Source organism: Salmonella sp. SAL03688 (genome assembly GCF_046551895.1).
Lineage (GTDB): Bacteria > Pseudomonadota > Gammaproteobacteria > Enterobacterales > Enterobacteriaceae > Salmonella > Salmonella enterica.
The window spans coordinates 135,925-162,331 of record NZ_JBGDVI010000005.1; the positions used below are offsets into that span (position 1 = coordinate 135,925).

Here is a 26,407-nt window from a genome sequence, read left to right on the forward strand (position 1 = left end):
TATGGATACGATACATTATATGCTGGATAACGCAGGCTATCTCGCCAGCCTTACCTTTCAGCATCTCTGGCTGGTCGCGCTGGCCGTCGGTCTGGCGATTATCATCGGCGTACCGTTAGGCGTTTTGATTGTACGCCACAAATGGCTGGCAACGCCGGTATTGGGCGCCGCCACGCTACTTCTTACCATTCCGTCTATCGCGCTGTTTGGATTAATGATCCCGCTCTTTTCGCTGATCGGACATGGTATTGGCGTTCTGCCCGCCGTGACGGCTGTTTTTCTCTACTCTTTACTGCCGATTGTCCGGAATACCCATACTGCGCTTGATAGTTTGCCGCCCGGTCTGCGTGAAGCGGGACGCGGCATCGGTATGACTTTCTGGCAACGGCTGCGCTGGGTCGAAATCCCAATGGCCCTACCGGTTATTTTCGGGGGTATCCGCACCGCGGTAGTGATGAATATCGGCGTGATGGCGATTGCCGCGGTGATCGGCGCCGGCGGTCTGGGGCTGCTACTGTTAAACGGCATTAGCGGCAGCGATATTCGCATGTTAATTGCCGGCGCGCTGATGATCTGTCTACTGGCAATTGTACTTGACTGGCTGTTGCATCGTCTGCAAGTCGTACTGACACCTAAGGGGATACGATAATGATAAAACTGGAAAATCTCACCAAACAATTTGTACAGAAAAAGGGTCAGCCGCTAAAAGCCGTCGACAACGTCAACCTGAACGTGCCGGAAGGCGAAATGTGCGTCTTGCTCGGTCCCTCCGGCTGCGGCAAAACCACCACGTTAAAGATGATCAATCGGCTGATCGCGCCCAGCAGCGGTAATATTCTTATCAACGGCGAGAATACCAACGATATGGATACGGTAACGCTACGCCGCAATATTGGGTATGTTATCCAACAGATCGGCCTGTTTCCTAATATGACGATTGAAGAAAATATTACCGTTGTGCCGCGCATGTTGGGTTGGGACAAAGCGCGCTGCAAGCAACGCGCCGAAGAGTTGATGGACATGGTGGCGCTGGATGCCAGAAAATTTCTGCATCGCTATCCAAAGGAGATGTCCGGGGGACAGCAACAGCGTATTGGCGTGATCCGCGCTCTGGCCGCCGATCCGCCGGTACTGCTGATGGATGAGCCCTTCGGCGCGGTGGACCCCATTAACCGCGAAGTGATCCAGAACCAGTTTCTGGATATGCAGCGTAAGCTAAAAAAGACCGTAATGCTGGTCAGCCATGATATCGACGAAGCGCTAAAGCTCGGCGACCGTATCGCCGTGTTCCGTCAGGGGCGAATTGTACAGTGCGCCAGTCCTGATGAACTGCTGGCCAAACCGGCTAACGAGTTTGTCGGGTCGTTTGTCGGTCAGGACAGAACGTTAAAGCGTTTGCTACTGGTCTCCGCAGGCGATGTGACCGACCAACAGCCAACCATTACCGCGCGGCCTTCCACGCCGTTAAGCGAGGCGTTCGGCATTATGGATGATCACGATATTCGCGCCATTACCGTCATTGACAACGACGGTAAGCCACTGGGATTTGTGAAGCGCCGGGAGGCTCGGAACGCCAGCGGAATCTGCGCCGATATCACCCATCCTTTCCGTATTACGGGCAAAGCGGAAGATAATCTGCGTATTGTGCTGTCCAGATTGTACGAAAGTAATACCAGCTGGATGCCGATCGTTGATGAAGACGGGCGCTATAATGGTGAAATCTCTCAGGATTACATCGCCGACTATCTCAGCTCAGGCCGCACGCGTCGGGCGCTAAATATTCACGAAAACAGCTAACGCTACCGCCGGATGGCCTCTCGCTATCCGGCAGTATCATTATTGTACGCAATATTATATCGCACATAGTGCTTTTGCGTCTGACGCCATTTCCCCGCAGAATAGGCTATCCTGAAACTCCCTGTTTACCCGCTCATGCATCGTTTACACGCTTACCCGGATCTGCGCGCGATGTTTCGTCGCCTGCTGATCGCTACGCTCATCGGTATTCTCGCGGCGCTGGCTGTCGCCGCCTTCCGTCATGCGATGCAATTGCTGGAGTGGATTTTCCTGAGTAATGACACCGGCAGTCTGGTGAATGCGGCTGAGGGGCTTTCGCCCTGGCGAAGGCTGATTACGCCGGCGCTTGGCGGCCTGGCCGCTGGTCTGTTGCTGTGGGGGTGGCAAAAAATGAACCAACAGCGCCCCCATGCGCCCACTGACTATATGGAAGCATTGCAAACCGACGGGCAATTTGACGTTGGCGCCAGTCTGGTGAAATCGCTGGCCTCGCTGCTGGTCGTGGTCAGCGGCAGCGCAATTGGTCGCGAAGGCGCAATGATCCTCCTCGCCGCGCTGGCGGCATTCAGCTTTGCCCGACGCTTCACGCCGCGTGAGGAATGGAAATTATGGATCGCCAGCGGCGCCGCTGCGGGCATGGCGGGCGCTTACCATGCGCCGCTGGCGGGCAGCCTGTTTATCGCGGAAATCCTGTTCGGTACCTTAATGCTGGCTTCCCTCGGCCCGGTTGTCGTTTCCGCCGTCGTTGCCCTGCTAACCACCCATGTATTAAACGGTAGCGATTCACTACTCTATACCGTGCATCTGACCGTTGATCTCCACGCGCGGGAGTACGTCATGATAGTCAGTACCGGCCTGGTCGCCGGTCTATGCGGCCCATTGCTGATGTGGCTGATGACGGCCAGCCATAATAGTTTCTTACGTTTAAAACTGTCCCCGCCCTGGCAACTGGCGTTGGGCGGGCTTATTGTCGGATTACTGTCGTTACTCACGCCCACGGTATGGGGAAACGGCTATAGCGTCGTACAATCATTTTTGCTCTCTCCGCCGCTATTCTCGCTGATTGGCGGAATTTTTGTGTGCAAAATCCTGGCGGTGCTCGCCAGCAGCGGGTCTGGCGCGCCGGGCGGCGTCTTTACGCCAACATTATTTGTCGGATTATCCATTGGAATGTTTCTGGGTCGGATATGGGGATTCTGGCTGCCAGGCTCGAATGAAATAGCGATTTTATTGGGGCTGGCGGGTATGGCGACGCTACTGGCGGCGACAACCCATGCGCCGATAATGTCCACCCTGATGATTTGTGAAATGACCGGCGAGTATCAGTTACTCCCCGGTCTGCTGATTGCCTGTGTAGTCGCGTCAGTGCTCTCGCGAACATTACGCCATGATTCTATCTACCGCCAGCACGCTGCCGAGCATTGACAAACGAATATACTGCCCCAGCTCACGCTGCTCGGCGCGCGGCAGGTACGGTAACTCGCCAATCAGCGGCGCTGGCAGTTTTTTCCCAAGCACATCAATAATTTCAGCATAATGCGCCAGCCCAGGATTGATACGATTCGCCACCCAGCCAATTAATGGCAGTCCATCGTTAGCGACAGCTTGCGCAGTCAGTAGCGCATGATTAATGCACCCCTCCTGAATCCCTACCACCATCAATACCGGTAACTGTTCCTGTACCACCCATTCGGACAATGGACGTAAATCATTCATCAAACTACGCCAGCCGCCAGTACCCTCCACAACCACGTGGTCCACTTTATCGCTCAGGCTCGCCAGACCGTTGGACAGCAAGGTGTAATTTATAGGACAGCTATGCGCGACGCTGCTTTCTTCTTCGCTTAACGCGATCGGATTAATCGCCTCATACGGCAACTCCAGCGAAGAGACGCTTTGCAATACCAGAGCGTCTTTGTTGCGCATCCCTTCTGCAGTCTCTTTGCTCCCTTTAGCGACAGGTTTATACCCTGCAACGCTCTTACCACCCGACGCTAACGCTTGTAGTAATGCGCGGGAAACCACCGTCTTCCCAACAGAAGTGTCTGTACCTGTAATAAAGAAACGCTTCAGCATCACTAACTCCACCGTTATGCTTCGAAAATATAAGCCAGGAAAATAATACAGTGGAGAAAGTCTAAGATATGGCAAGGGCAATCAGCTTGAGTTAGCGCAAATTTTTGTACAACAGTTAAAAAATGTTAACCCTGTAATAGACGAATCAACAAAGAGCCGTTATACATCGCGTCTTTTACCAACGCCGCCCCGGCCATCGTGCCCTGGTTGGTAAACTGCGTGCTTTCCACTACCGTATTCCTACTGTAGGCGGGCAGCGCCTGCTGACGGATACTGTCAGCAATGGCCGGAAAAAGGATATCAGCTGCTTTACTTAGCGGCGAACCAATAAGAATTTTTTGCGGATTAAATAAATTCACCATGATAGCCAGAATGCGTCCGACATGCGCGCCAACGCCGCTAATAATATCTTTTGCTAATAGATCTCCCTGCATCGCCGCCTGACACAGTGAATCTACCGTTAACGGCTGGCCGTGCAACATTGAACTCATCGATTGATTAAGCCGAAGCTGCGTAAGTTCCAGCACGCTATCGACGCTGGCGATGGTCTCCAGACAGCCATGATTACCGCAATAACAGCGCTTACCATAAGGATCGACCTGGGTATGCCCAATCTCTACCAGACTGCTACTGCCCGCATGAAGCAAATGACCGTCGGTGATAACGCCCGCCCCCACATTATGATCAATCACCACCTGGATAACGTCGCGCGCGCCGCGTGAAGCGCCAAAAAGCGCCTCTGCCATCGTCCAGGCGCTAATATCATGCTGAATGTAAACCGGTACGCCAGTGTGCCGCTCCAGCGCATCTCCCAAAGGCATCTCTTTGACATCTTCATAATACGGCATCCGGTGCACAACGCCGTTTTCGGTATCGATAATGCCCGGTAACGTAATGGCAATGGAGGTCAGACGCTCCAGTTTCTGCTGATGGCGGGTAAAAAACCGATCAACGTGCGTAATAATTCGCTCAAGCAACGGCGTGGCTTCGGTTAACGGCAGCGGCAGACACTCTTCTACCACCAGTTTGCTGCTAAGATCGCGCAGTGCAAGGAAAATTTCGCCACGGCTAATACGAATAGATAAATAGTGCCAGGCTTCCGTTTCCACCATCAGTCCGACGGCGGGACGTCCACGACTGCCCGCCTCTTTAATTTCAAGTTCCTGAACCAAATGCGCTTCCAGCATTTCGCGAACAATTTTCGTAATACTGGCAGGCGCCAACTGCGCCAGACGAGACAGGTCAATTCGCGATACCGGTCCGAGCTGATCAATCAGGCGATACACTGCGCCAGCATTGGTCTGCTTAATTTGATCGATATGCCCAGGCTGACTATCAGCAACCACCGCTCACTCCCTTTATTTTCGCGCTCCGAAATAATCTGTGTGCTATGGTGAAACACTTCAATACTCGCCGTCAACTTTTTGCTTAGCCGTGTGATTAACTGCACATTTTCACCCTTTTTAAGCGTAATTAATCCCGTCGGGCAGCCAGTAATAGCAGTTGGCAAAACCGCTGTACGGCATGACTCTGTTCATGATGCTTTGGCCATACCAGCCACATTTCAGATACGGCGTCCTCTTCTGCCAGGGGAACCCAGCGCATCTCGCTCATCTGTACACGCTTAAAGGATGCCGGCAGAATCGAGACGCCCAGTCCCGCCGCCACCAGACCGATAATAGTCATTGCCTCGCCAACCTCCTGCGTGATGGTCGGCGACAGGTTATAGCGCCGCATCAAGCCGAGAATATCGTCGTAGAGGCCCGTCCCGACATGCGGATCGAAAAAGACGAAAGGTTCTTCCGCCAGTTCTGTCAGACTGACGACCGGCTTTTGCGCCAGCCGATGTTCGCGCGGGATCATGGCCATAAGCGGCTCATGCAAAATCACCTCGCGATTAAGTGTGTCGGGCAGCGGCGTATTCCGCAGCAAGCCAATATCCAGTACGCCTTCGTTGAGCGGCGCGATTTGCTCACGCGTATTCATTTCACGCGTTTGCATATGCACCCCCGGATAGGACTGGCGGAACAGCGAAAAGGTATGCGATACCGCCCGAATAAAAGGCGCTGAAGACGTAAAGCCAATACGGATTTCTCCCGCTTCGCCCTGATGCAGCCGCTCGGCGCGAGCGGCGGCGTCGTTTACCAGACTCAGGATGTGTCGGCTGTCCACCAGAAACTGTCGCCCGGCGGCCGTTAACGCTACGCTGCGGTTGGTCCGCGCCAGTAATCGCGCGCCGACCTGCTGCTCCAGAATTTGTATCTGCTGACTCAGCGGCGGCTGCGAGATATTGAGGCGCGCGGCGGCGCGACCAAAATGCAGCTCTTCTGCTACCGCCACAAAGTAACGTAAATGACGTAATTCGATATTCATATTTTTAACGTCTTATTTGAGACAATTAATATATTAGACAGAATATTTTGCTTTTTCTATGCTTTACATGTCGGTTATACCCGTCTCCTGTTGACGGAGATGTAAAGCAAGGATTTAACGTGAGTCGTACAACTATTCTCGATGACGCCACGGCGAGCGATATCGATGAACAACGCCATTCTCAGCCGGTTCAATTTATTAAACGCGGTACAGCGCCTTTCATGCGCGTCACGCTGGCTCTTTTTTCCGCGGGCCTGGCGACTTTCGCGCTCCTTTATTGCGTTCAGCCTATACTACCGGTACTTTCCCAGGAGTTTGGCGTCTCCCCCGCCAGCAGCAGCGTTTCACTTTCTATTTCTACCGCCATGCTGGCTATCGGCTTACTTTTTACCGGCCCGCTTTCTGATGCGATAGGCCGTAAACCGGTGATGGTCACCGCGTTGTTATTAGCCTCCTGCTGCACATTGTTATCAACCATGATGACCAGTTGGCATGGTATTCTGATTATGCGCGCGCTGATCGGTCTGTCGTTAAGCGGCGTCGCCGCGGTGGGAATGACCTACCTGAGCGAAGAAATCCATCCCAGCTTTGTCGCTTTCTCTATGGGGCTCTATATTAGCGGTAATTCCATCGGCGGGATGAGCGGGCGTTTATTAAGCGGCGTCATGACCGACTTTTTTAACTGGCGCATCGCGCTGGCGGCCATCGGATGCTTTGCGCTGGCGTCCGCGCTGATGTTCTGGAAGATTTTACCCGCCTCTCAACATTTCCGTCCCACGTCGCTACGGCCTAAAACGCTATTTATTAATTTCCGTCTCCACTGGCGCGATCGGGGGTTACCTCTGCTGTTTGCGGAAGGCTTTTTACTGATGGGCGCGTTCGTCACCCTGTTTAACTACATTGGCTATCGCCTGATGCTCTCCCCCTGGGAATTAAGCCAGGCCGTGGTCGGACTGTTATCCGTAGCCTATCTCACCGGCACATGGAGCTCGCCGAAAGCTGGCGCAATGACCTCACGCTATGGCCGGGGGCCGGTGATGCTGTTCTCTACCGCAGTAATGCTGGGTGGGCTTTTACTGACGCTTTTTACCTCGCTTTGGCTGATTTTTGCCGGGATGCTGCTTTTTTCCGCCGGTTTTTTCGCCGCGCACTCCGTGGCCAGTAGCTGGATTGGCCCGCGTGCGCGCCGGGCGAAGGGACAGGCCTCGTCACTTTATCTTTTCAGCTATTATCTGGGGTCCAGCATCGCCGGGACGCTAGGCGGCGTATTCTGGCATAGTTACGGCTGGAACGGCGTAGGCGGTTTTATCGCGCTAATGCTGGTGCTGGCCATCCTGGTCGGGACGCGGTTACATCATCGTCTTCACGCCTGAAAAGAAATAATCCGGCGATAGCAACGTGCGCTATCGCCGGGCTGGTTTCACGCCACGACTCACTGTTCACCATAGACCTGTCAGGCTTGATACGCCCATAACTTCTCTGATTGCATCCAGCGCCAGAAGCGTAAATACCACCCAGATTATCGGATTCATATACGGTGTGCCTGTTATTCTGGAGGGCGGATATTACCGACTCTGCGACCAAAAATAACGGCCGGTAACGTAAAGCTACCTATTATGGTGGGGGCTTACATCGCGTTACCGGAGGATTGTACATAGCGTTACATGCCGAAACCAATCACTCACGGAAGCCTTTTGATAACAGCGATATAGTCATTTCACCGGCCCCGCAGTGGGGTTGAATGAAAACCAAATCGAGGGTATCAAAATGAAAAAAGTATTAGCTCTGGTTGTTGCCGCTGCAATGGGTCTCTCTTCCGCAGCATTCGCGGCTGAGACTGCAACGCCTGCGAAAACCGCAGCGCCTGCCAAAACAACCCAGACCACCCAGCACCACAAAAAACAGCATAAAAAAACCGTTGAGCAAAAAGCGCAGGCAGCTAAAAAGCACCAGAAAAAAGGTGGTAAAGCGCCAGCCAAAACCACGTCAAAACCAACTACTCAACCGGCTGCGTAAGTCGTAACATGCTGCGGCGCGCCCCCGCGCCCGTTTTTACGGCGCTAAATTGTTCTGGTTTAGCGCCGCCTTCCGGGAGGGCAAAAAGTGTCTCGCTACCGCTTTGAGCTCATTCTTATCGTGCTTATTTTATGCGCCGTTATTGCCACGCATTTCTATCTTTCCTGAGTGTAGTTATCTGATTTTACTCCCACTTTCTTACCGTCACGTCTATAGTAGTACTGAGGGTTTGTTGTTAATAATCATAATTACCCACCAGAGTGTGATATGCATAAAACCATTGCTGTATTACTGGGCATAGTGTGTTTTTTACCGGTTATGGCGAAAGCCAGGGGGGCTGAAACAGACGCCACGGATGCCAGCGACGTCAAAACGCTTTTTTTTAACCATGACGATCGGGTGCCCGTCGCCGATCCTACCCAATCGCCGTGGGATGCCATCGGGCAACTAGAGACCGCCAGCGGTAATTTGTGTACGGCAACACTTATCTCCCCGCATATCGCCCTGACAGCAGGTCACTGCCTGCTAACGCCTCCGAAAGGAAAACCAGACAAAGCGGTTGCGCTGCGTTTTGTGGCGCGAAAAGGAGTATGGCGCTATGAAATCCACGGCATTGAAGGCCGCGTTGAACCGTCGCTGGGCCGACGCCTGAAAGCGGATGGCGATGGCTGGATTGTGCCGCCTGCCGCGGCAAGCTGGGATTTTGGTCTGATAATATTGCGCTACCCACCTTCCGGTATCACGCCGGTGCCTTTATTTACCGGCGATAAAGCGGCGCTCACTGCGGCGTTGAAAGCCGCAGACCGAAAAGTCACGCAGTCTGGTTATCCGGAAGATCATCTGAATGCGCTCTATTCCCATCAGGATTGCGTCGTGACCGGCTGGGCGCAGAATGCCGTACTCTCACACCAGTGCGACACGTTACCTGGCGACAGCGGCTCGCCGTTATTATTGCACACGGATAGCGGATGGCAGCTCATTGGCGTACAAAGCTCCGCCCCTGCGGCTAAAGATCGCTGGCGCGCCGATAACCGCGCTATATCCGTCACCGGCTTTCGCGATAAGCTGAAAGCCCTGGCGCAGGACTAATACGCGAATCGCTGCCTGACCGGCAGCGATCGTCTCAGGCAAATTTTATCATGACCATTCCGGCGAGCAGCAATATCACGCCAACCCAGCCTTTGGGATTTAAGCGCTGGCCGAAGAGCACCCAGCCCGCCGCCAGCGTGGCGGCAATACCAAAACCGCCCCATAGCGCATACGCCACCGACAGGTCTATCCCTTTTACCGCCTGGGAAAGCGCGCTGAAGGCGGCCAGAACAGCGGCAAGCGATAAGATGCCATAGCATTTACGGCGAAAGCCGTCCGAAAATTTCAACAGTACGTTAGCCGCGATTTCCAGCATTATTGCCAACCCAAGCCAGGCGCCGTGTATCCATTCAAATTGTTGCACGAGTCGCCTCCTTCACCGGTTTGCCGGGTTTACGCGTCCCTGATTTGATCAATACGATGCCGGCGACCAGCGTCAGCAAGCCGGCAATCTTCATGGTTGATAATGCTTCATCAAATAGCAGCACGCTAAAAATGGTAATAAATAAAATGCCGATCCCTTCCCATAAGGCATACGCTACACCCAGGGCAATCTTTTTTACCGCAAAAGAAAGAAATATATATGACAGCGTGATCATCACCAGCATTAAAATAAAACCCGCATTGCCATTACCCACGCTAGCCCATTTCATTGAGAGCGTGCCGGTAATTTCAGTCGCGATAGCCAGAGCTAATAAAATCCAGTAAAACATGACACTTCTCCTGCATGAGAATATACTCTTTCGAGTCTGCTGCACGCAGCAAACTAAAAAATAAAATCAGTTAGCACAGCGCATTGCGCCAGCTCAGGCAGAAGTGAGAGACTAAAGCGCGTTACGCCAGTGCTGCTCGCCGATAAGCAGGAAAAAGGAGGTAGAGTGAAGATGCGTTTGCGTGGAGAAAAAAGCGCTGAACATATTGTCCATAATATTACAATTATCCGCAGTGTTGCTTCTCGTCATCGCGGATGATAATTGTCCTCGGTAGTTGAACACGCCTGATTTGTATCATAAGCCAGGAATTAACTCAAAATATTTTCACTTCTTTACCTGAAGTGTTTGATTTTAACCAGAACAGGTCGACCGACATCACATTATTATTCGTGTCGGCATCAGAAAACAGGGACTGATATGGCAAAACCGATCATCACGCTCAATGGTCTAAAAATCGTCATTATGCTGGGAATGCTGGTGGTTATTCTGAGCGGTATCCGCTTCGCCGCAGATATCATTGTTCCCTTTATTTTGGCGTTATTTATTGCAGTCGTTCTCAATCCCGTTGTGCAACGGATGACCCGATGCCGAATTCCGCGCGTTATCGCAGTATCATTGCTCATTGTGATTATTGTTATGTTAATGGTACTGCTACTGGCCTATTTGGGGACATCATTAAATGAACTGGCTCGTACCCTACCGCAATATCGCTCCTCATTGGTGATACCGTTGCAACGTATTGAACCGTGGTTACAGCGAGCAGGCATTGGCGTGTCGGTTGATGAGCTGGCGAAATATATCGATCCAAACGCCGCCATGACTCTGGTAACGAACCTGCTCACCCAACTGTCCAATGCCATGTCGTCCATCTTTTTATTGTTATTGACCGTGGTATTTATGCTGCTGGAGGTTCCACAATTGCCTGAAAAACTGCAGCAGATGATGAGCCGTCCGGCGGAAGGCATGGCGGCAATTCAACGCGCGCTTGATAGCGTTTCCCATTATCTGGTGTTAAAAACAGCGATCAGTATCGTGACGGGGCTGGTCGCATGGGGAATGCTGGCCGCACTGGATGTCCGCTTCGCCTTTGTCTGGGGTCTACTGGCCTTCGCGCTGAACTATATCCCTAATATTGGATCGGTGCTCGCTGCCCTGCCGCCCATTATTCAGGTGCTGGTATTTAACGGGTTTTATGATGCGCTGCTGGTGCTGGCAGGCTATCTGCTGATTAATCTGGTCTTCGGCAATATCCTTGAGCCACGAATTATGGGACGTGGTTTAGGCCTTTCAACCTTAGTGGTATTTTTGTCGTTAATTTTCTGGGGCTGGCTATTAGGTCCGGTGGGCATGTTGCTCTCCGTTCCGTTAACCATCATTGTCAAAATCGCCCTCGAACAGACCACCGGCGGGCAGAGTATCGCCGTTCTGCTTAGCGATTTAAACAAAAGATAAAATGCAATATATACACAAAATCATTCAAGATGCCTCGCGGCGGCAAGGGAAGAAATCCCCGGGAGCATAGATAACGATGTGTCCGGGGTTTCTGAGTGCAGCCAACAAAGAGGCAGCTTAAAGGATGAAGTGTATAAAAACGGCCTCCGAAGAGGCCGCCGCACGTTTAAAAGATTAAAGCGCTTTCAGAATTGCATCCACGCTGGCTTTTGCATCGCCAAACAGCATTTGCGTATTCTCTTTAAAGAACAGCGGGTTCTGCACACCAGCATAACCGGTATTCATTGAACGCTTAAAGACCACGACATTCTGTGCTTTCCACACTTCGAGAACCGGCATACCGGCGATCGGGCTGCGGGGATCGTCTTGCGCCGCCGGGTTCACCGTATCGTTCGCGCCAATCACCAGCACGGTATCGGTATCGGCGAAATCATCGTTGATCTCATCCATTTCCAGCACGATGTCATAAGGCACTTTCGCCTCCGCCAACAGCACGTTCATATGCCCCGGCAGGCGACCCGCCACCGGATGAATGCCGAAACGCACGTTGATACCGCGTGCACGCAGTTTTTCGGTGATTTCCGCCACCGGATACTGCGCCTGCGCCACCGCCATCCCGTACCCCGGCGTAATAATGACGGAGTGGGAGTTTTTCAGCATCTCAGCGGTCTCTTCCGCCGTGATTTCGCGATGTTCGCCAGCTTCCTGATCGTCGCCCGTTGAGGAGCCGTCAGTACCGAACCCACCAGCAATAACGCTGATGAAAGAGCGGTTCATCGCTTTACACATAATGTAAGACAGGATCGCGCCTGACGAACCGACCAGCGCGCCGGTCACAATCAGCAAATCGTTGCTCAACATGAAGCCAGCCGCCGCGGCAGCCCAACCGGAATAGGAGTTCAGCATTGAAACAACCACCGGCATGTCCGCCCCGCCGATAGAAGCGACCAGATGCCAACCAAACGCCAGCGCGATAATGGTCATCAGCAGCAGCGCCAGAACCTGTAGACCCACGCTTTCGGTACGAACAAAAACCAGCAGCAACAGGAAAGAAACAACCAGCGCCGCCAGGTTCATTTTGTGACGGTTAGGCAACATCAACGGCTTAGAAGAGATTTTGCCGCGCAGTTTACCAAACGCTACGATCGATCCAGTGAAAGTGACTGCGCCAATAAAGATACCGAGGAAGACTTCGGTCAGATGGATATTCACCAGCACCGGCGCCAGACTGGCGTCATGGTACAGATAGCTGTTAAAACCAACCAGTACCGCCGCCAGGCCCACGAAACTGTGCAGAATCGCGACCAGCTCCGGCATCTCGGTCATCTCAACTTTTTTCGCCATGCGGATGCCAATCGCGCCGCCAATAATCATGGCGACCAGAATCCATGCTACGTTGCCGGTATCCGGCCCGAAAATGGTCGCCAGCAACGCGATCGCCATCCCGGCAATACCGAAGTTATTCCCCTGGCGGGACGTTTCATGCTTTGAAAGCCCGGCAAGACTGAAAATAAACAGGATCGCGGCAACAATGTATGCAGCTGTAACTAATCCTCCAGACATGTGTTACCCCTTAGTTTTTCCGGAACATTTTCAGCATACGCTGAGTCACGGTGAAGCCACCGAAAATATTAATGCTGGCGATAAGCACCGCGATAAAGCTCAGGAAGCTGACCCAGCCGCCCTGACCAATTTGCAATAATGCCCCGACAACAATAATCCCTGAAATTGCGTTGGTCACCGACATTAATGGCGTATGAAGCGCATGAGACACGTTCCACACCACGTAATAACCAACCACGCAGGCGAGCGCAAACACGGTAAAATGGCCGAGGAACTCTTTTGGCGCGACATCGGCCAGCCAGCCAAAAAGAATGATCGCCAGCGCCATTAACGCATACTTCCGCCAGGGTGAAGCGGGCTTTTCCGGCTCTTTTGGCGCAGGTGCTGCTTTAGGCGCGGCCTGTGGCTGCGCGGAAACCTGGATTGGCGGCGCAGGCCAGGTAATGTCGCCGTCGCGAATCACCGTCACGCCACGGATCACGACATCGTCAAAATCCACGTCAATATTGCCGTCTTTCTCTTTGCACAGCAGCTTCAGCAGGTTAACCAGGTTGGTGCCATAAAGCTGGGATGACTGCGTCGGCAAACGCCCCGGTAGATCGGTGTAGCCAATCACTTTTACGCCATTGTCCGTCGTCACAACCTGATTGGCGACGGTATATTCGCAGTTACCGCCATTCTGCGCGGCCAGGTCGACAATCACGCTGCCAGCCTTCATAGAATCGACCATATCGCGGGTAATCAGCTTCGGCGCTGGTTTGCCCGGAATCAACGCGGTGGTAACGATGATATCGACCTCTTTGGCCTGGGCGGCAAAGAGCGCCATTTCCGCTTTGATAAACGCCTCGGACATCACTTTGGCGTAACCATCGCCGCTACCGGCTTCCTCTTTAAAATCCAGTTCGAGGAACTCAGCCCCCATACTCTGGACCTGCTCTTTGACTTCAGGACGAGTGTCAAACGCGCGGACAATCGCCCCCAGGCTGTTTGCCGCGCCGATAGCCGCAAGACCGGCTACGCCCGCGCCAATCACCATCACCTTCGCCGGCGGCACTTTCCCGGCGGCAGTGATTTGGCCGGTAAAGAAGCGCCCAAATTCATGCGCGGCCTCTACAATGGCGCGATAACCCGCGATATTCGCCATTGAGCTTAACGCGTCGAGCGATTGCGCGCGGGAAATACGCGGCACGGAGTCCATCGCCATCACCGTAACCTTACGTTCGGCAAGTTTCTCCATTAACCCAGGATTTTGCGCAGGCCAGATAAAACTGACCAGCGTAGTCCCGGGGTTCAGTAAAGCGATTTCCTCTTCTTCAGGCGCATTAACCTTGAGAATAATTTCCGACTGCCAGATAGCATTGCCGTCTACAATATCCGCGCCAGCCTGCGCAAACGCTTTGTCGTCAAAACTTGCCAGTTGACCCGCCCCGCTTTCGATAGCGACGCTAAACCCCAGCTTCAGTAGCTGCTCTACCGTTTTCGGCGTCGCAGCGACACGGGTTTCATTGGGTAACCGCTCTTTTGGTATGCCAATTCGCATAAATGTTCCCTTCCATCGGTATTTTTGATGATGGTTTGTCAGTAAGCGCGAGAAGCGTACGCCTGCCCGCGTTTGAGGTAAATGTTACCCCAGCAGAATAAAACCGTTACAAACTCTCTATAACCTACTGAAAATAACGCCTGTGATCTAGCGCCAAAAAACAGAATTTTTTATCAAATTTGCAAAACATGAACGATTCAGCCGCTAAGCAGCCATAATGCCTTGAAAATGGCCTGCGAGGGCTGATAATTCGCTCAAATTTGACAGCAAAACATCATTAAACCCCTGGTGAGATCAAGAAATTAACATTAAATTAACTTATTAAATTTATGCGCTTCATTAGCTTAGCCGCCCGGACGCCGTTTTTTTCGACATATCGGCAAATGTTATCATCAAAGATAGGATACATGACACGATGCGTGAAAAATCCCGCAGACATCCATATGGTTTAAATGCAATAATCAGCCACGTTTCTAGTCAATAACAATACCAGTACCTGGTTTGCGCAAGGCGAAGGATTATTTTTATGAAGCTTAAGAACACTCTCCTGGCGTCGGCTCTGCTTTCTGCGGCTGCTTTTTCTGTCCATGCAGCAACAGAACTGACGCCGGAGCAAGCGGCTGCACTAAAACCTTATGACCGCATCGTTATTACCGGTCGTTTTAATGCTATTGGCGATGCGGTCTCCGCCGTGTCCCGCCGCGCAGATAAAGAAGGCGCAGCCTCCTTCTATGTTGTCGACACCTCGGAGTTCGGCAACAGTGGTAACTGGCGTGTTGTGGCGGACGTGTATAAAGCCGACGCGCCGAAAGCCGACGCGCCCAAAAATCGTGTCATTAATGGCATCGTGGAATTACCGAAAGACCAGGCCGTACAATTAGAACCGTATGACACCGTCACCGTTCAGGGCTTCTACCGTAGCCAGCCGGAAGTTAACGATGCCATTACGAAAGCGGCGAAACAAAAAGGCGCATACGCTTTCTATATTGTTCGTCAGATAGATGCGAATCAGGGCGGAAACCAGCGCATCACTGCATTTATCTATAAACAAGATGCGAAAAAACGCATCGTCCAGAGCCCGGACGCTATTCCGGCAGACTCTGAAGCTGGCCGCGCCGCGCTGGCTCAGGGCGGCGAAGCTGCGAAGAAAGTCGAAATTCCAGGCGTCGCCACGTCAGCCTCGCCGAGCGCCGAAGTAGGCCGTTTCTTCGAAACGCAATCCTCCAAAGGCGGACGTTACACTGTCACACTTCCGGATGGCACAAAAGTTGAGGAGCTGAATAAAGCGACGGCTGCGATGATGGTGCCTTTCGACAGCGTTAAGTTCACCGGCAACTACGGCAATATGACAGAAATCTCCTATCAGGTCGCCAAACGCGCGGCGAAGAAAGGCGCTAAGTATTATCATATTACGCGTCAGTGGCAGGAGCGCGGCAATAACATCACCATCAGCGCCGACCTCTATAAATAAGGCGCGCGTCGCCATCAGGCTTTCTCGCCGGATGGCGGCATACCTGCCTTATCAGGCCTACACTATCGTTCAACGGCAGGCCTGATAAGCCGCCATCCGGCACTTTCTCGCGGGATGCCAGTTCCGTCAAATATCGCGATGAATCTCACTTTTCGCTTTTTTGGCGATAAATCTTATCCAGGCCGTTGCATGCGGTCCCTTCTCTCCGTAAAATCCCGCGCCTTAGTGGCTTTCACCATTTTTATGCGTTTTGCCATAATAATTATTCTTCCAATTTCATTTTTATAGCTGGATACCAATGGAAAAAAAACTGGGACTGAGCGCGCTGACCGCGCTGGTTTTAAGCTCAATGCTTGGCGCAGGTGTTTTCAGCCTGCCCCAGAATATGGCCGCCGTTGCCAGTCCGGCTGCGTTGTTAATTGGCTGGGCCATTACCGGCGTGGGGATACTCTTACTGGCATTCGCCATGTTAATCCTTACACGCATTCGCTCCGAGCTTGACGGCGGTATATTTACTTACGCCCGCGAAGGCTTCGGCGAACTGATTGGCTTTTGTTCTGCCTGGGGCTATTGGCTGTGCGCGGTCATCGCCAACGTATCCTATTTGGTTATCGTCTTTTCAGCGCTGAGTTTCTTTACCGATACGCCTGCGCTGCGTCTGTTTGGCGACGGTAATACCTGGCAGGCTATTGTCGGCGCTTCAGTCCTGCTCTGGATTGTCCATTTCCTCATCCTGCGCGGCGTACAAACGGCAGCCAGCATCAATCTGGTCGCGACTCTGGCGAAACTGTTGCCGCTCGGCGCGTTTATTGTGCTGGCTATCATGATGTTCAAACTGGATACCTTCACACTGGACTTCACCGGTGTTGAACTCGGTATTCCCGTATGGGAACAGGTCAAGAACACCATGCTTATTACGCTGTGGGTGTTTATTGGCGTTGAAGGCGCCGTCGTCGTCTCGGCCCGAGCGAAAAATAAACGCGATGTAGGCCGCGCCACGCTACTGGCAGTACTCGCAGCGCTGGGAATATATCTCCTGGTCACGCTGCTTTCTCTTGGCGTTCTTGCGCGTCCGGAACTGGCGGAGATGCGCAACCCGTCGATGGCCGGTCTGATGGTGAAAATGATGGGGCCGTGGGGAGAAATTATTATTGCAGCGGGACTGATTGTGTCTGTCTGCGGGGCTTATCTAAGCTGGACTATCATGGCGGCAGAGGTGCCGTTTCTGGCGGCAGCCTATAAATCCTTCCCGGGCATCTTCGCGCGACAAAATGCGCAAGGCGCGCCTTCTGCATCGTTATGGCTCACCAATATCTGTGTACAAATCTGTCTGATGCTGATCTGGCTGACCGGTTCGGACTACAACACGCTATTGACGATTGCGTCAGAAATGATTCTGGTGCCCTACTTTCTGGTCGGCGCATTTCTGCTGAAGATTGCAACGCGTCCCCTCCATCGGGCGGTCGGTATCGGAGCCTGTATTTATGGCTTATGGTTATTATATGCGTCGGGCCCTATGCACCTGCTGCTGTCCGTCGTACTGTACGCGCCTGGATTACTGGTTTTCCTGTATGCGCGTCGGACGCACAAGCATGACAATGTATTAAATCGTCAGGAAGTCGTGCTGATTGGTTTATTGCTGGTCGCGGCGGTTCCGGCTACGTGGATGCTGGTGGGTTAACAACCTCCCCATCGTAATATCCGTCTGTATTACGATGGGGAAACCACGGTCTTTGCCAATATTAATGCCATTTAATCCAGCAAAAAATCAGCAGCCACGCGCTTAGCCCCCAGCAGACCACCGCACCGCCAAGCGCGACGGGCAGGCGCATCACGCCGCTGAAATACCATAGCGTTGCAAGATAAATGAAATAAGGAATGATCGACCACATGCTAAAGACGATGGTGGTACGCATCGCGTCGATGCCCCGCTCGCTGGCCACGATATAGTGCGCGATAAGCGCAAACGTTGGAAACAGAGGAATTAATCCGGCGATATAATAATTTTTCGTTTTTGACAGCAGACCAATCAATACGACGACCAGCGCCCCCAGGGCAGCTTTAATCACGAGTCCCATTACCTTGCCTTAACACGCTAATAACAACAGCGTGTAGCATAACGGAACCGCTCTCGTTTAGAAAAGATTTATGGAAGGGAAAACAGAGGCGGTGTATGTTGGCGTTTTCTATTCTCCATTTATAATATGAACCGCATTGTATTTGTTGAAGATGACGCTGAAGTGGGTTCTCTCATTGCCGCTTATCTGGCGAAACATGATATTGATGTCATTGTTGAGCCGCGTGGTGACCGGGCGGAGGATCTTATCCTCACCACTCAGCCCGATCTGGTTTTACTGGATATTATGCTTCCAGGTAAAGATGGCATGACGATATGCCGCGATTTACGCCACCGCTGGCAAGGCCCGATTGTCCTGCTCACCTCGCTGGACAGTGATATGAATCATATTCTGGCGCTGGAGATGGGCGCCTGCGACTACATCCTCAAAACCACGCCTCCGGCCGTTTTGCTGGCGCGTCTGCGCTTACATCTGCGGCAAAGCGAACAAACGCAACAGGCAAAAAGTCTTCAGGAGAGCGCGCTTACGCCGCATAAAGCGCTGCGTTTTGGCGCGTTAACCATCGATCCCCTTAACCGGGCGGTCCAGCTCAATGGCGATTTCATATCGCTCTCCACCGCCGATTTTGAATTGCTCTGGGAACTGGCGACACACGCCGGACAAATTATGGATCGCGACGCGTTGCTAAAAACGCTGCGCGGCGTCAATTATGATGGTCTGGATCGCAGCGTGGATGTGGCGATTTCCCGCCTGCGTAAGAAACTGCTGGATAGCGCTGCTGAGCCCTATCGTATAAAGACCATTCGCAATAAAGGCTATCTTTTTGCCCCTCATGCCTGGGACGAAACGACGGGATAAGTTAGCCGACAGATTTTACCTGCCTTTATTAAGTCATAGTGGCGATGCTCATCACCGCCACTGTTCAAAAAACAGACATTGTATACATGAATGCTATTTTTATTAGTCGGAACAGCCCCTTTATTACCGTTTTCTCTGCGTTTCGGTTCATCATTACGTCTTTTTCGCTCAAGAAAATTAAATTAAAAAAACTCGAAGCCAGTTCACAAAATTGATAACAGAATGTCTGCCCGCCGCTATATTGCCATCTTTTTTCGCAAATTGTGAAATAAAACAAATCACAACCATGAATATATAATAACAAATATATTCACCATAAATATATGCGTTTCCGATAGTAACTTTTGTATTAATTAATAACATATAAGAAAAGTTAGCATTTGCTGAAATAATATTATTCAGATTAGGATGCCTTTGATTCAACGAATCTGTAGAAGTTCAATCTTTTGCAAATAAGTTAAGTTTTTAAGGATAAAAAAATGAAAAGAAAAGTATTGGCACTTGTCATCCCGGCTCTGCTGGCTGCTGGCGCAGCACACGCCGCTGAAATTTATAACAAAGACGGCAATAAGCTGGACCTTTACGGGAAAGTAGACGGCCTGCACTATTTCTCTGATGACTCTTCTAAAGATGGCGATCAGACCTATATGCGTGTCGGCTTTAAAGGCGAAACGCAGATTAACGACCAACTGACCGGTTACGGCCAGTGGGAATATAACGTTCAGGCTAACACTACCGAAGGCGAAGGTGCTAATTCCTGGACTCGTCTGGCATTCGCCGGCCTGAAATTCGGCGACTACGGCTCATTCGACTATGGTCGTAACTACGGCGTCCTGTACGACGTAGAAGGCTGGACCGATATGCTGCCTGAGTTTGGCGGCGACTCCTATACTTACGCTGACAACTACATGACCGGTCGTGCTAACGGCGTGGCCACCTACCGTAACACTGATTTCTTCGGTCTGGTAGACGGTCTGAACTTCGCGTTGCAATATCAGGGTAAAAATGAAAGCCAAAGCGCTGACGATGTAAATATCGGTACCAATAACCGTAATAATGGCGACGATATTCGTTACGATAACGGTGATGGCTTCGGTATTTCTACTACCTATGATATTGGCATGGGCTTCAGCGCAGGCGCTGCGTATACCACTTCCGATCGTACTAATGAGCAAGTCAATGCTGGCGGCACGATTGCTGGCGGCGACAAAGCGGATGCATGGACAGCTGGCTTGAAATATGATGCCAACAACATCTATTTAGCGACTATGTATTCTGAAACCCGTAATATGACGCCTTATGGTAAAACGGATGCGGGTTATGCTGGCGGCGTAGCAAACAAAACGCAAAACTTCGAAGTTACAGCCCAATATCAATTTGATTTCGGTCTGCGCCCGGCGGTTTCTTTCCTGATGTCTAAAGGTAAAGATTTGACCTATAACAACGTTAATGGCGATGATAAAGACCTGGTTAAATATGCTGATGTAGGTGCTACCTACTATTTCAACAAAAACTTCTCCACCTATGTTGATTATAAAATCAACCTGCTGGATGATGACGACCAGTTCTATAAAGATGCCGGTATCAGCACTGATGATATCGTCGCGCTGGGTATGGTTTACCAGTTCTAATTATTCATTAATTCTTCTCAAGCCCGCCGTTTCGGCGGGCTTTTCTTTTTTCATCACCACCGTTCTAAAAACAGAACGCACTGTTCCCTGGGCACAGATTGAACAATTCTTGTTCGCTCTCTATGGTTTGCTTATCGCCCGACAAAAGGAACATGCTAATGATCAGTCTCGTCCCGTCTCTGCTTTCCAGAACCGCGCTTCTCTTTCTGCTCACGGCCACAGGCGCAGCCACCGCCGCCCGCCCGACAGCGGATATTATTTTGCATAACGGTAATATCATCACTCTGAATGATGCCCAGCCGCAGGCCAGCGCGCTGGCGATTTCCGGCTCGCGGATTATGGCGATTGGCGATGATACGGCGACAAATGAATGGCGCGGCGACCATACCCGTACCATCGATTTACAGGGTAAAACCGTGATACCCGGCCTGACCGATACCCATATCCACGCCATTCGCGGCGGACAAACCTGGACATTCGAAACCTACTGGTACGACAGCCCTTCGCTTAAAGACGCGCTGGATAAATTACGCGCCGACGCTAACCGTCGTCCCCATGATCAATGGGTAGCCGTAGTGGGATCGTGGATACCGGCGCAATTTGCAGAAAACCGGGCGCCGACGGTAGCCGAATTGAGTCACGCCCTTCCCGATCATCCGGCTTATATTCAGTATCTGTACGACTATGCGTTAGTGAATCAGCGCGGTATAGACGCACTTGGCCTTAACAACACCCCTCCTCCTGATTTAGCGGGAATCCGCGTAGAGCGCGACGCAAAAGGTAGCGCCACGGGGAAATTATTTGGTGATATCGCCGCGTTCAATCAGCTTTTTGCCAGCATAAGTAGTAACGCCGATCGCGAGGGTGGTCTGCGGCAATTTTTCGCTGATATGAACGCTCGCGGCGTGACCGGTATCATTGACCCCTCTGCCGGGCCTGCCGCCGCTTATGAGCCTTTATTTGCAATGCGAAACCAGGGGGATTTACCGCTGCGCGTGGGGTATCGCATTCCGGTACAGCCAGAAGCGAAAGGTCATGAAGCGCAGTGGTTCAGCAACCTGATGGCCTTTCGCCCGGCGCGTGCCGATGACGGGCAACTGGCTTTTCTGGGTCTGGGGGAAAGCCTGGTGGCCGGAATGAATGACGGCGTGCGGATGGCCCCAGGTTTTTCTTCCTCAGAGCAAGACAAAACCGCGCTTCGCCAGGTCGCGACGTTTGCGGCAAAACGGGGAATACCGCTTGAGATCCACGCCTATACCGATGACAGCGCCGACGCGATATTGACGATTTTTGAGCAGGTAGCGCAGCAGTACGATCTGCGCCCTCTCCGCTGGTCTATTGCGCATCTGAATACCGGTTCGCCACAGACGCTTGAGCGAATGCGTAAGCTGGGCCTGGCATACACTGTGCAAATGGGGCCTTACTTTGAGGGACTTGCCATCCGTGACGCCAATCCACCCGGCGCGACGGACAATTCGCCGCCGGTTCGACTGGCGCTGGATAAAGGGCTTGTCGTAGCTGGCGGCACCGATTCGACGCGTATTGGCATTGCCGGTGTCTGGCACGCTATCGAATATCATATCACCGGTATAGCGTCAGGCGGTTCCGTGCGTAAACCCGCCAGCGAGCGGCTCACGCGTCTGGAAGCGCTAGCGTTATATACACGTCATGCCGCCTGGCTCGCCTTTGCCGAACAACACCGGGGCCAGCTTAGCGTCGGAAAACAGGCCGATCTGGCGGTACTCAATCAGCCATTTATGACGATGCCCGAAGACAGTATTGATACCATTCGCGCTGTTTTGACGCTTGTCGATGGACGCATTGTTCACGAAAGTCCGGACCTTAACGCCGGACAATGAGGTTGTCAGTTGACGCAAAGCCTGCTTTTATAACCCACCAGCGGCGCTGACGGGAAATCTTTTTCGTCAGCGCGCGATAGAGCTAATGTATTGAGATCCGGTGGGCGTTGATGAAAAAGCTGTTTGTGCAGTTTTACCTTTTGCTGTTCGTCTGTTTTCTGGTCATGACCTTATTGGTCGGACTGGTGTACAAATTCACCGCCGAACGCGCGGGCAGACAATCGCTCGACGATCTGATGAAAAGTTCGCTCTATCTGATGCGCAGCGAACTGCGGGAAATTCCGCCGCGTGAATGGGGGAAAACGTTAAAAGAGATGGACCTGAACCTCTCTTTCGATTTACGCGTTGAACCGTTAAATCACTATAAGCTTGATGCCGCCACCACGCAGCGACTGCGTGAAGGCGATATTGTCGCGCTTGACGATCAATACACCTTTATTCAGCGTATCCCGCGCAGCCATTACGTCCTGGCGGTTGGCCCGGTTCCCTACCTCTATTTCCTGCATCAAATGCGACTGCTGGATATCGCTTTAATGGCGCTCATTGCCTTTTCTCTCGCCTTTCCTGTGTTTATCTGGATGCGCCCGCACTGGCAAGAAATGCTCAGGCTCGAATCCGCCGCGCAGCGCTTTGGCGAGGGTCATTTGACTGAACGCCTGCACTTCGATAATGGCTCCAGTTTCGAACGTCTGGGTGTAGCGTTCAACCAGATGGCGGATAACATTAATGCTCTGATCGCCAGTAAAAAACAGCTGATTGACGGTATCGCCCATGAGCTTCGCACGCCGCTGGTACGTTTACGCTATCGGCTTGAAATGAGTGAAAATCTGACACCGCCGGAATCACAGGCGCTCAATCGCGATATTGGTCAACTGGAAGCGCTGATTGAAGAACTGCTCACCTATGCGCGCCTTGACCGACCGCAAAATGAACTGATGTTGACCGAACCCGACCTCCCCGCCTGGTTGCTCGCGCATTTGCAGGATGTGCAGAGCGTGACCCCGGAACGCGCCGTAAACCTTGTCACATGTGTAATCGGCGATTATGGCGCGCTTGATATGCGGTTAATGTCGCGAGTGCTGGATAACCTGCTGAATAATGCGTTGCGCTACAGTCGTACCACCGTTCAGGTCAGTCTGTTACTCGACGGCAGTCAGGCAACGCTGATAGTCGAAGATGATGGCCCCGGCATTGAAGCGGATGCGCGTGAGCGCATATTTGAACCTTTTGTCAGACTCGACCCCAGTAGAGACCGGGCGACAGGCGGCTGCGGGCTTGGACTCGCCATCGTACACTCTATCGCCCTGGCGATGGGCGGTAGCGTCGTCTGTGACGAGAGCGAACTGGGCGGCGCAAAATTTAGCTTTCGCTGGCCGGTCTGGCACGCGATGCCCGACATGACCGCTGCCTGACGCATTTTGCACGCTGGTTGAGCGGCGGGAACTGTGCTATACAGATAGTATGTTGTAACTAAAGTGAATGATACCATGTCCCGCTACGATCTCGTTGAACGCCTGAATGGCACTTTTCGCCAGATAGAACAACACCTGGCGGCGCTGACGGATAATCTACAACAGCATTCGCTACTTATTGCCCGTGTCTTTTCACTGCCGCAGGTGACCAAAGAGGCGGAACATGCGCCGCTGGATACTATCGAGGTAACGCAACATCTGGGGAAAGAGGCCGAAGCGCTGGCGCTACGTCACTATCGCCATTTGTTTATTCAACAGCAGTCCGAAAACCGCAGCAGTAAAGCCGCCGTCCGCCTGCCTGGCGTTTTATGCTATCAAGTGGATAATGCGACACAGCTAGATCTGGAAAATCAGGTACAGCGCATTAACCAGTTGAAAACCACCTTCGAGCAGATGGTTACGGTAGAGTCCGGTCTTCCCTCAGCGGCACGTTTTGAGTGGGTGCATCGGCATCTACCCGGCTTAATTACGCTGAACGCTTACCGCACGCTGACGCTTATCAATAACCCCGCCACCATACGTTTCGGTTGGGCAAATAAACATATTATTAAAAATTTAAGCCGGGATGAGGTTCTGAGCCAGTTGAAAAAAAGCCTCGCGTCGCCGCGCAGCGTCCCGCCGTGGACGCGCGAACAATGGCAATTCAAGCTGGAACGGGAATATCAGGATATCGCTGCCTTACCACAGCAGGCCCGACTCAAGATTAAGCGTCCGGTTAAAGTACAGCCGATCGCCCGCATCTGGTATAAAGGCCAGCAGAAACAGGTGCAACACGCCTGCCCCACGCCGATTATCGCATTAATCAACACGGACAACGGCGCTGGCGTGCCGGATATTGGCGGGCTGGAAAACTATGATGCCGACAATATTCAGCACCGTTTTAAACCACAGGCGCAGCCGCTGCGACTGATTATTCCGCGACTGCACCTGTATGTGGCGGATTAACGTCCCGGCGTCATACTGCCAACCATCAACTCCGGACGTACCCAGGCGTCGAACTCCTCGTCGCTAAGGTATCCTAATGCCACGGCTGAGGCTTTGAGCGTCAGCCCTTCTTTATGCGCCTTCTTCGCAATCTCCGCCGCTTTATCGTAACCGATGTGCGTATTGAGCGCAGTGACCAGCATCAGCGACTCATTCAGCAACTGCGTAATACGCTCGCGGTTTGGCTCGATTCCTGACGCACAGTGTTGATTGAAGCTCGCCATGCCATCGGCCAGCAGGCGCACCGTTTGCAGAAAATTATGGATAACCATCGGACGATAGACGTTGAGCTCAAAGTTGCCCGATGCGCCCCCCATATTGATGGCCACATCGTTACCCATCACCTGGCAACATAGCATCGTTACCGCTTCACACTGGGTCGGGTTCACTTTACCAGGCATAATGGAACTGCCTGGCTCATTCTCCGGGATAGCAATCTCGCCAATGCCGCAGCGCGGGCCGGACGCCAGCCAGCGAACATCGTTGGCGATTTTCATCAGCGAGGCCGCCAGTCCTTTTAATGCGCCATGCGCCTGTACCAACGCGTCACAGGTCGCCAGCGCTTCGAATTTATTCGGGGCGGTAACAAACGGCGCCGCGGTAATCGTCGCCAGTTCCTCGGCCACGCGCCGGGCATATTCCGGGTGGGTATTAAGCCCTGTCCCTACTGCGGTTCCGCCGAGCGCCAGTTCCGCGACGTGCGGTAAACTGTGCTCAATGTGTCTGAGGTTATGTTCCAGCATGGCTACCCAACCGGAAATCTCCTGGCCTAAGGTGAGCGGCGTCGCGTCCTGCAGGTGAGTACGGCCAATTTTGACAATATCGGCGAAAGCGTGGGATTTATCGCGAAGCGTATCCGTTAATGCAGATAATTGCGGGATGAGGTGTTCGCGTAACGCCAGTAACGCCGCCACGTGCATGGCGGTTGGGAACACATCGTTTGAGCTTTGACTCTTATTGACGTCATCATTGGGATGCACCTTGCGTTCCATACCGCGAACGCCGCCCAAAATTTCACTGGCGCGGTTCGCTAACACTTCATTCATATTCATGTTGCTTTGCGTACCGGACCCGGTCTGCCAAATCGCCAGCGGAAACTCATCAGCATGTTTTCCCGCCAGCACTTCATCAGCCGCCTGGATAATCGCGCTGGCTTTTTCCGCCGCCAACAACCCTAAGTCCTGGTTGACCTTCGCAGCAGCGCGCTTGGTCAACGCCAGAGCGTGAATGAGCGAGACGGGCATTTTCTCCGTGGAAATCCGAAAATGCTCCAGCGAACGTTGAGTCTGCGCTCCCCACAGTTTATCTGCCGGGACTTCAATCGCGCCCATTGAATCTTTCTCGCGGCGTACCGTTACCATTACCTGCTCCTTACTCAAGTTGATGAGATCATGTGTCGACATTGCTCACATGTTTGCGGTCTTATGAGTATTAA

The 26,407-nt window shown here is 52.4% G+C and carries 25 protein-coding genes; 14 read left to right on the forward strand and 11 right to left on the reverse strand.

Features of this window, described 5'->3' with window-relative positions; all coding sequences use genetic code 11:
- Position 1 precedes the first annotated feature (1 nt).
- The 3 genes from osmW to clcB all read left to right on the forward strand — a co-directional run bounded on the left by osmW (position 2) and on the right by clcB (position 3,222).
- A complete protein-coding gene (gene osmW / locus ACLJR2_RS07115; RefSeq protein ID WP_000379677.1) occupies positions 2-649 on the forward strand; it encodes an osmoprotectant ABC transporter permease OsmW in 648 nt (215 codons plus the stop codon).
- Positions 649-1,797, forward strand: coding sequence for an osmoprotectant ABC transporter ATP-binding protein OsmV (gene osmV / locus ACLJR2_RS07120; RefSeq protein WP_000593092.1), 1,149 nt, complete (start codon positions 649-651; stop codon positions 1,795-1,797). Before osmW ends, osmV begins: the two co-directional genes overlap by 1 nt.
- Positions 1,798-1,932: 135 nt before the next feature.
- Complete coding sequence (gene clcB, locus ACLJR2_RS07125) at positions 1,933-3,222, forward strand: voltage-gated ClC-type chloride channel ClcB (RefSeq protein ID WP_000554897.1); 1,290 nt, start codon at positions 1,933-1,935, stop codon at positions 3,220-3,222.
- On the opposite strand, the gene bioD is transcribed toward clcB, so the two are convergent.
- The 3 genes from bioD to ACLJR2_RS07140 all read right to left on the reverse strand — a co-directional run bounded on the left by bioD (position 3,178) and on the right by ACLJR2_RS07140 (position 6,246).
- Positions 3,178-3,873 (reverse strand): dethiobiotin synthase, encoded by a 696-nt coding sequence (gene bioD / locus ACLJR2_RS07130; RefSeq protein WP_000919206.1) that lies wholly within the window; start codon positions 3,871-3,873, stop codon positions 3,178-3,180. The two genes, clcB and bioD, sit on opposite strands and share 45 nt — an antisense overlap.
- A gap of 125 nt (positions 3,874-3,998) precedes the next feature.
- A complete protein-coding gene (gene mlc / locus ACLJR2_RS07135) occupies positions 3,999-5,219 on the reverse strand; it encodes a sugar metabolism global transcriptional regulator Mlc (protein WP_000225094.1) in 1,221 nt (406 codons plus the stop codon).
- Between the two features lie 127 nt (positions 5,220-5,346).
- Positions 5,347-6,246 carry a LysR family transcriptional regulator gene (locus ACLJR2_RS07140; protein ID WP_001019577.1) on the reverse strand — a complete coding sequence of 300 codons (900 nt, stop codon included), beginning with the start codon at positions 6,244-6,246 and terminating at the stop codon, positions 5,347-5,349.
- 119 nt (positions 6,247-6,365) lie between these two features.
- Between ACLJR2_RS07140 and ACLJR2_RS07145 the strand changes: the two genes are divergently transcribed.
- The gene (locus tag ACLJR2_RS07145) at positions 6,366-7,619 is read left to right on the forward strand and encodes an MFS transporter (protein ID WP_000091796.1); all 1,254 of its coding nucleotides are present in this window, start codon (positions 6,366-6,368) and stop codon (positions 7,617-7,619) included.
- A 66-nt stretch (positions 7,620-7,685) separates the two neighbouring features.
- Here the strand turns inward: ACLJR2_RS07145 and ACLJR2_RS07150 are convergent, their stop codons facing one another.
- Entirely contained in the window at positions 7,686-7,778 is a 93-nt protein-coding gene (locus tag ACLJR2_RS07150) for a KPN_01571 family protein (protein ID WP_001068154.1), read from the reverse strand.
- A 235-nt stretch (positions 7,779-8,013) separates the two neighbouring features.
- Here ACLJR2_RS07150 and asr point away from each other — a divergent pair, with 235 nt between their 5' ends.
- Positions 8,014-8,262 carry an acid resistance repetitive basic protein Asr gene (gene asr / locus ACLJR2_RS07155; protein WP_000756314.1) on the forward strand — a complete coding sequence of 83 codons (249 nt, stop codon included), beginning with the start codon at positions 8,014-8,016 and terminating at the stop codon, positions 8,260-8,262.
- A gap of 267 nt (positions 8,263-8,529) precedes the next feature.
- Positions 8,530-9,351 carry a trypsin-like serine peptidase gene (locus ACLJR2_RS07160; protein WP_000549647.1) on the forward strand — a complete coding sequence of 274 codons (822 nt, stop codon included), beginning with the start codon at positions 8,530-8,532 and terminating at the stop codon, positions 9,349-9,351.
- Between the two features lie 34 nt (positions 9,352-9,385).
- Here ACLJR2_RS07160 and mdtI read toward each other — a convergent pair whose 3' ends face one another.
- The 3 genes from mdtI to ACLJR2_RS07175 all read right to left on the reverse strand — a co-directional run bounded on the left by mdtI (position 9,386) and on the right by ACLJR2_RS07175 (position 10,313).
- On the reverse strand, positions 9,386-9,715 hold the full coding sequence (mdtI, locus tag ACLJR2_RS07165; protein ID WP_001183821.1) for a multidrug/spermidine efflux SMR transporter subunit MdtI: 330 nt from the start codon (positions 9,713-9,715) through the stop codon (positions 9,386-9,388).
- Complete coding sequence (gene mdtJ / locus ACLJR2_RS07170; RefSeq protein WP_000500278.1) at positions 9,702-10,064, reverse strand: multidrug/spermidine efflux SMR transporter subunit MdtJ; 363 nt, start codon at positions 10,062-10,064, stop codon at positions 9,702-9,704. The genes mdtI and mdtJ overlap by 14 nt, the downstream gene beginning before the upstream one ends.
- A gap of 111 nt (positions 10,065-10,175) precedes the next feature.
- Positions 10,176-10,313, reverse strand: coding sequence for a hypothetical protein (locus ACLJR2_RS07175; protein WP_000198592.1), 138 nt, complete (start codon positions 10,311-10,313; stop codon positions 10,176-10,178).
- A 168-nt stretch (positions 10,314-10,481) separates the two neighbouring features.
- On the opposite strand from ACLJR2_RS07175, the gene ACLJR2_RS07180 reads away from it, so the two are divergent.
- Complete coding sequence (locus ACLJR2_RS07180) at positions 10,482-11,516, forward strand: AI-2E family transporter (protein ID WP_001118267.1); 1,035 nt, start codon at positions 10,482-10,484, stop codon at positions 11,514-11,516.
- A 174-nt stretch (positions 11,517-11,690) separates the two neighbouring features.
- Here the strand turns inward: ACLJR2_RS07180 and pntB are convergent, their stop codons facing one another.
- Entirely contained in the window at positions 11,691-13,079 is a 1,389-nt protein-coding gene (gene pntB, locus ACLJR2_RS07185) for a Re/Si-specific NAD(P)(+) transhydrogenase subunit beta (protein ID WP_000014056.1), read from the reverse strand.
- Positions 13,080-13,089: 10 nt separating this feature from the next.
- The gene (gene pntA, locus ACLJR2_RS07190; RefSeq protein ID WP_001219360.1) at positions 13,090-14,619 is read right to left on the reverse strand and encodes a Re/Si-specific NAD(P)(+) transhydrogenase subunit alpha; all 1,530 of its coding nucleotides are present in this window, start codon (positions 14,617-14,619) and stop codon (positions 13,090-13,092) included.
- A 526-nt stretch (positions 14,620-15,145) separates the two neighbouring features.
- Between pntA and ydgH the strand changes: the two genes are divergently transcribed.
- Both ydgH and ACLJR2_RS07200 read left to right on the forward strand, forming a co-directional pair.
- Positions 15,146-16,090: a DUF1471 family protein YdgH gene (gene ydgH, locus ACLJR2_RS07195; protein ID WP_000769294.1), complete on the forward strand. Its 945-nt coding sequence runs from the start codon at positions 15,146-15,148 to the stop codon at positions 16,088-16,090.
- A 298-nt stretch (positions 16,091-16,388) separates the two neighbouring features.
- Entirely contained in the window at positions 16,389-17,771 is a 1,383-nt protein-coding gene (locus ACLJR2_RS07200; protein WP_001534098.1) for an amino acid permease, read from the forward strand.
- Between the two features lie 61 nt (positions 17,772-17,832).
- On the opposite strand, the gene ACLJR2_RS07205 is transcribed toward ACLJR2_RS07200, so the two are convergent.
- Positions 17,833-18,168, reverse strand: a complete 336-nt coding sequence (locus ACLJR2_RS07205; RefSeq protein WP_000524877.1) for a GlpM family protein — start codon at positions 18,166-18,168, stop codon at positions 17,833-17,835.
- Between the two features lie 126 nt (positions 18,169-18,294).
- On the opposite strand from ACLJR2_RS07205, the gene rstA reads away from it, so the two are divergent.
- From rstA to tus, 5 genes are all read left to right on the forward strand, one after another.
- Complete coding sequence (rstA, locus tag ACLJR2_RS07210) at positions 18,295-19,026, forward strand: two-component system response regulator RstA (RefSeq protein ID WP_001080048.1); 732 nt, start codon at positions 18,295-18,297, stop codon at positions 19,024-19,026.
- Positions 19,027-19,505: 479 nt separating this feature from the next.
- Positions 19,506-20,657, forward strand: coding sequence for a porin OmpS2 (gene ompS2 / locus ACLJR2_RS07215; RefSeq protein ID WP_000824320.1), 1,152 nt, complete (start codon positions 19,506-19,508; stop codon positions 20,655-20,657).
- A 152-nt stretch (positions 20,658-20,809) separates the two neighbouring features.
- Entirely contained in the window at positions 20,810-22,516 is a 1,707-nt protein-coding gene (locus tag ACLJR2_RS07220; RefSeq protein WP_000928685.1) for an amidohydrolase, read from the forward strand.
- A 110-nt stretch (positions 22,517-22,626) separates the two neighbouring features.
- Positions 22,627-23,928 carry a two-component system sensor histidine kinase RstB gene (gene rstB / locus ACLJR2_RS07225; RefSeq protein WP_000732953.1) on the forward strand — a complete coding sequence of 434 codons (1,302 nt, stop codon included), beginning with the start codon at positions 22,627-22,629 and terminating at the stop codon, positions 23,926-23,928.
- 75 nt (positions 23,929-24,003) lie between these two features.
- Positions 24,004-24,933, forward strand: a complete 930-nt coding sequence (tus, locus tag ACLJR2_RS07230) for a DNA replication terminus site-binding protein (protein WP_000092492.1) — start codon at positions 24,004-24,006, stop codon at positions 24,931-24,933.
- Here tus and fumC read toward each other — a convergent pair.
- Positions 24,930-26,333, reverse strand: coding sequence for a class II fumarate hydratase (gene fumC / locus ACLJR2_RS07235; RefSeq protein ID WP_000259117.1), 1,404 nt, complete (start codon positions 26,331-26,333; stop codon positions 24,930-24,932). The genes tus and fumC overlap by 4 nt on opposite strands.
- Between the last annotated feature and the right edge of the window lie 74 nt (positions 26,334-26,407).

Coding starts and splice junctions, on each gene's coding strand:
- pntB (WP_000014056.1), bottom strand. CDS start 13,079: ATGTCTGGAGGATTAGTTACAGCTGCATACATTGTTGCCGCGATCCTG.
- osmV (WP_000593092.1), top strand. CDS start 649: ATGATAAAACTGGAAAATCTCACCAAACAATTTGTACAGAAAAAGGGT.
- ACLJR2_RS07200 (WP_001534098.1), top strand. CDS start 16,389: ATGGAAAAAAAACTGGGACTGAGCGCGCTGACCGCGCTGGTTTTAAGC.
- bioD (WP_000919206.1), bottom strand. CDS start 3,873: ATGCTGAAGCGTTTCTTTATTACAGGTACAGACACTTCTGTTGGGAAG.
- fumC (WP_000259117.1), bottom strand. CDS start 26,333: ATGGTAACGGTACGCCGCGAGAAAGATTCAATGGGCGCGATTGAAGTC.
- ACLJR2_RS07140 (WP_001019577.1), bottom strand. CDS start 6,246: ATGAATATCGAATTACGTCATTTACGTTACTTTGTGGCGGTAGCAGAA.
- tus (WP_000092492.1), top strand. CDS start 24,004: ATGTCCCGCTACGATCTCGTTGAACGCCTGAATGGCACTTTTCGCCAG.
- rstB (WP_000732953.1), top strand. CDS start 22,627: ATGAAAAAGCTGTTTGTGCAGTTTTACCTTTTGCTGTTCGTCTGTTTT.
- osmW (WP_000379677.1), top strand. CDS start 2: ATGGATACGATACATTATATGCTGGATAACGCAGGCTATCTCGCCAGC.
- pntA (WP_001219360.1), bottom strand. CDS start 14,619: ATGCGAATTGGCATACCAAAAGAGCGGTTACCCAATGAAACCCGTGTC.
- ACLJR2_RS07180 (WP_001118267.1), top strand. CDS start 10,482: ATGGCAAAACCGATCATCACGCTCAATGGTCTAAAAATCGTCATTATG.
- ACLJR2_RS07205 (WP_000524877.1), bottom strand. CDS start 18,168: ATGGGACTCGTGATTAAAGCTGCCCTGGGGGCGCTGGTCGTCGTATTG.
- rstA (WP_001080048.1), top strand. CDS start 18,295: ATGAACCGCATTGTATTTGTTGAAGATGACGCTGAAGTGGGTTCTCTC.
- ACLJR2_RS07150 (WP_001068154.1), bottom strand. CDS start 7,778: ATGAATCCGATAATCTGGGTGGTATTTACGCTTCTGGCGCTGGATGCA.
- asr (WP_000756314.1), top strand. CDS start 8,014: ATGAAAAAAGTATTAGCTCTGGTTGTTGCCGCTGCAATGGGTCTCTCT.
- ACLJR2_RS07175 (WP_000198592.1), bottom strand. CDS start 10,313: ATGACGAGAAGCAACACTGCGGATAATTGTAATATTATGGACAATATG.
- mdtJ (WP_000500278.1), bottom strand. CDS start 10,064: ATGTTTTACTGGATTTTATTAGCTCTGGCTATCGCGACTGAAATTACC.
- ACLJR2_RS07220 (WP_000928685.1), top strand. CDS start 20,810: ATGCTAATGATCAGTCTCGTCCCGTCTCTGCTTTCCAGAACCGCGCTT.
- clcB (WP_000554897.1), top strand. CDS start 1,933: ATGCATCGTTTACACGCTTACCCGGATCTGCGCGCGATGTTTCGTCGC.
- ACLJR2_RS07160 (WP_000549647.1), top strand. CDS start 8,530: ATGCATAAAACCATTGCTGTATTACTGGGCATAGTGTGTTTTTTACCG.
- ydgH (WP_000769294.1), top strand. CDS start 15,146: ATGAAGCTTAAGAACACTCTCCTGGCGTCGGCTCTGCTTTCTGCGGCT.
- ompS2 (WP_000824320.1), top strand. CDS start 19,506: ATGAAAAGAAAAGTATTGGCACTTGTCATCCCGGCTCTGCTGGCTGCT.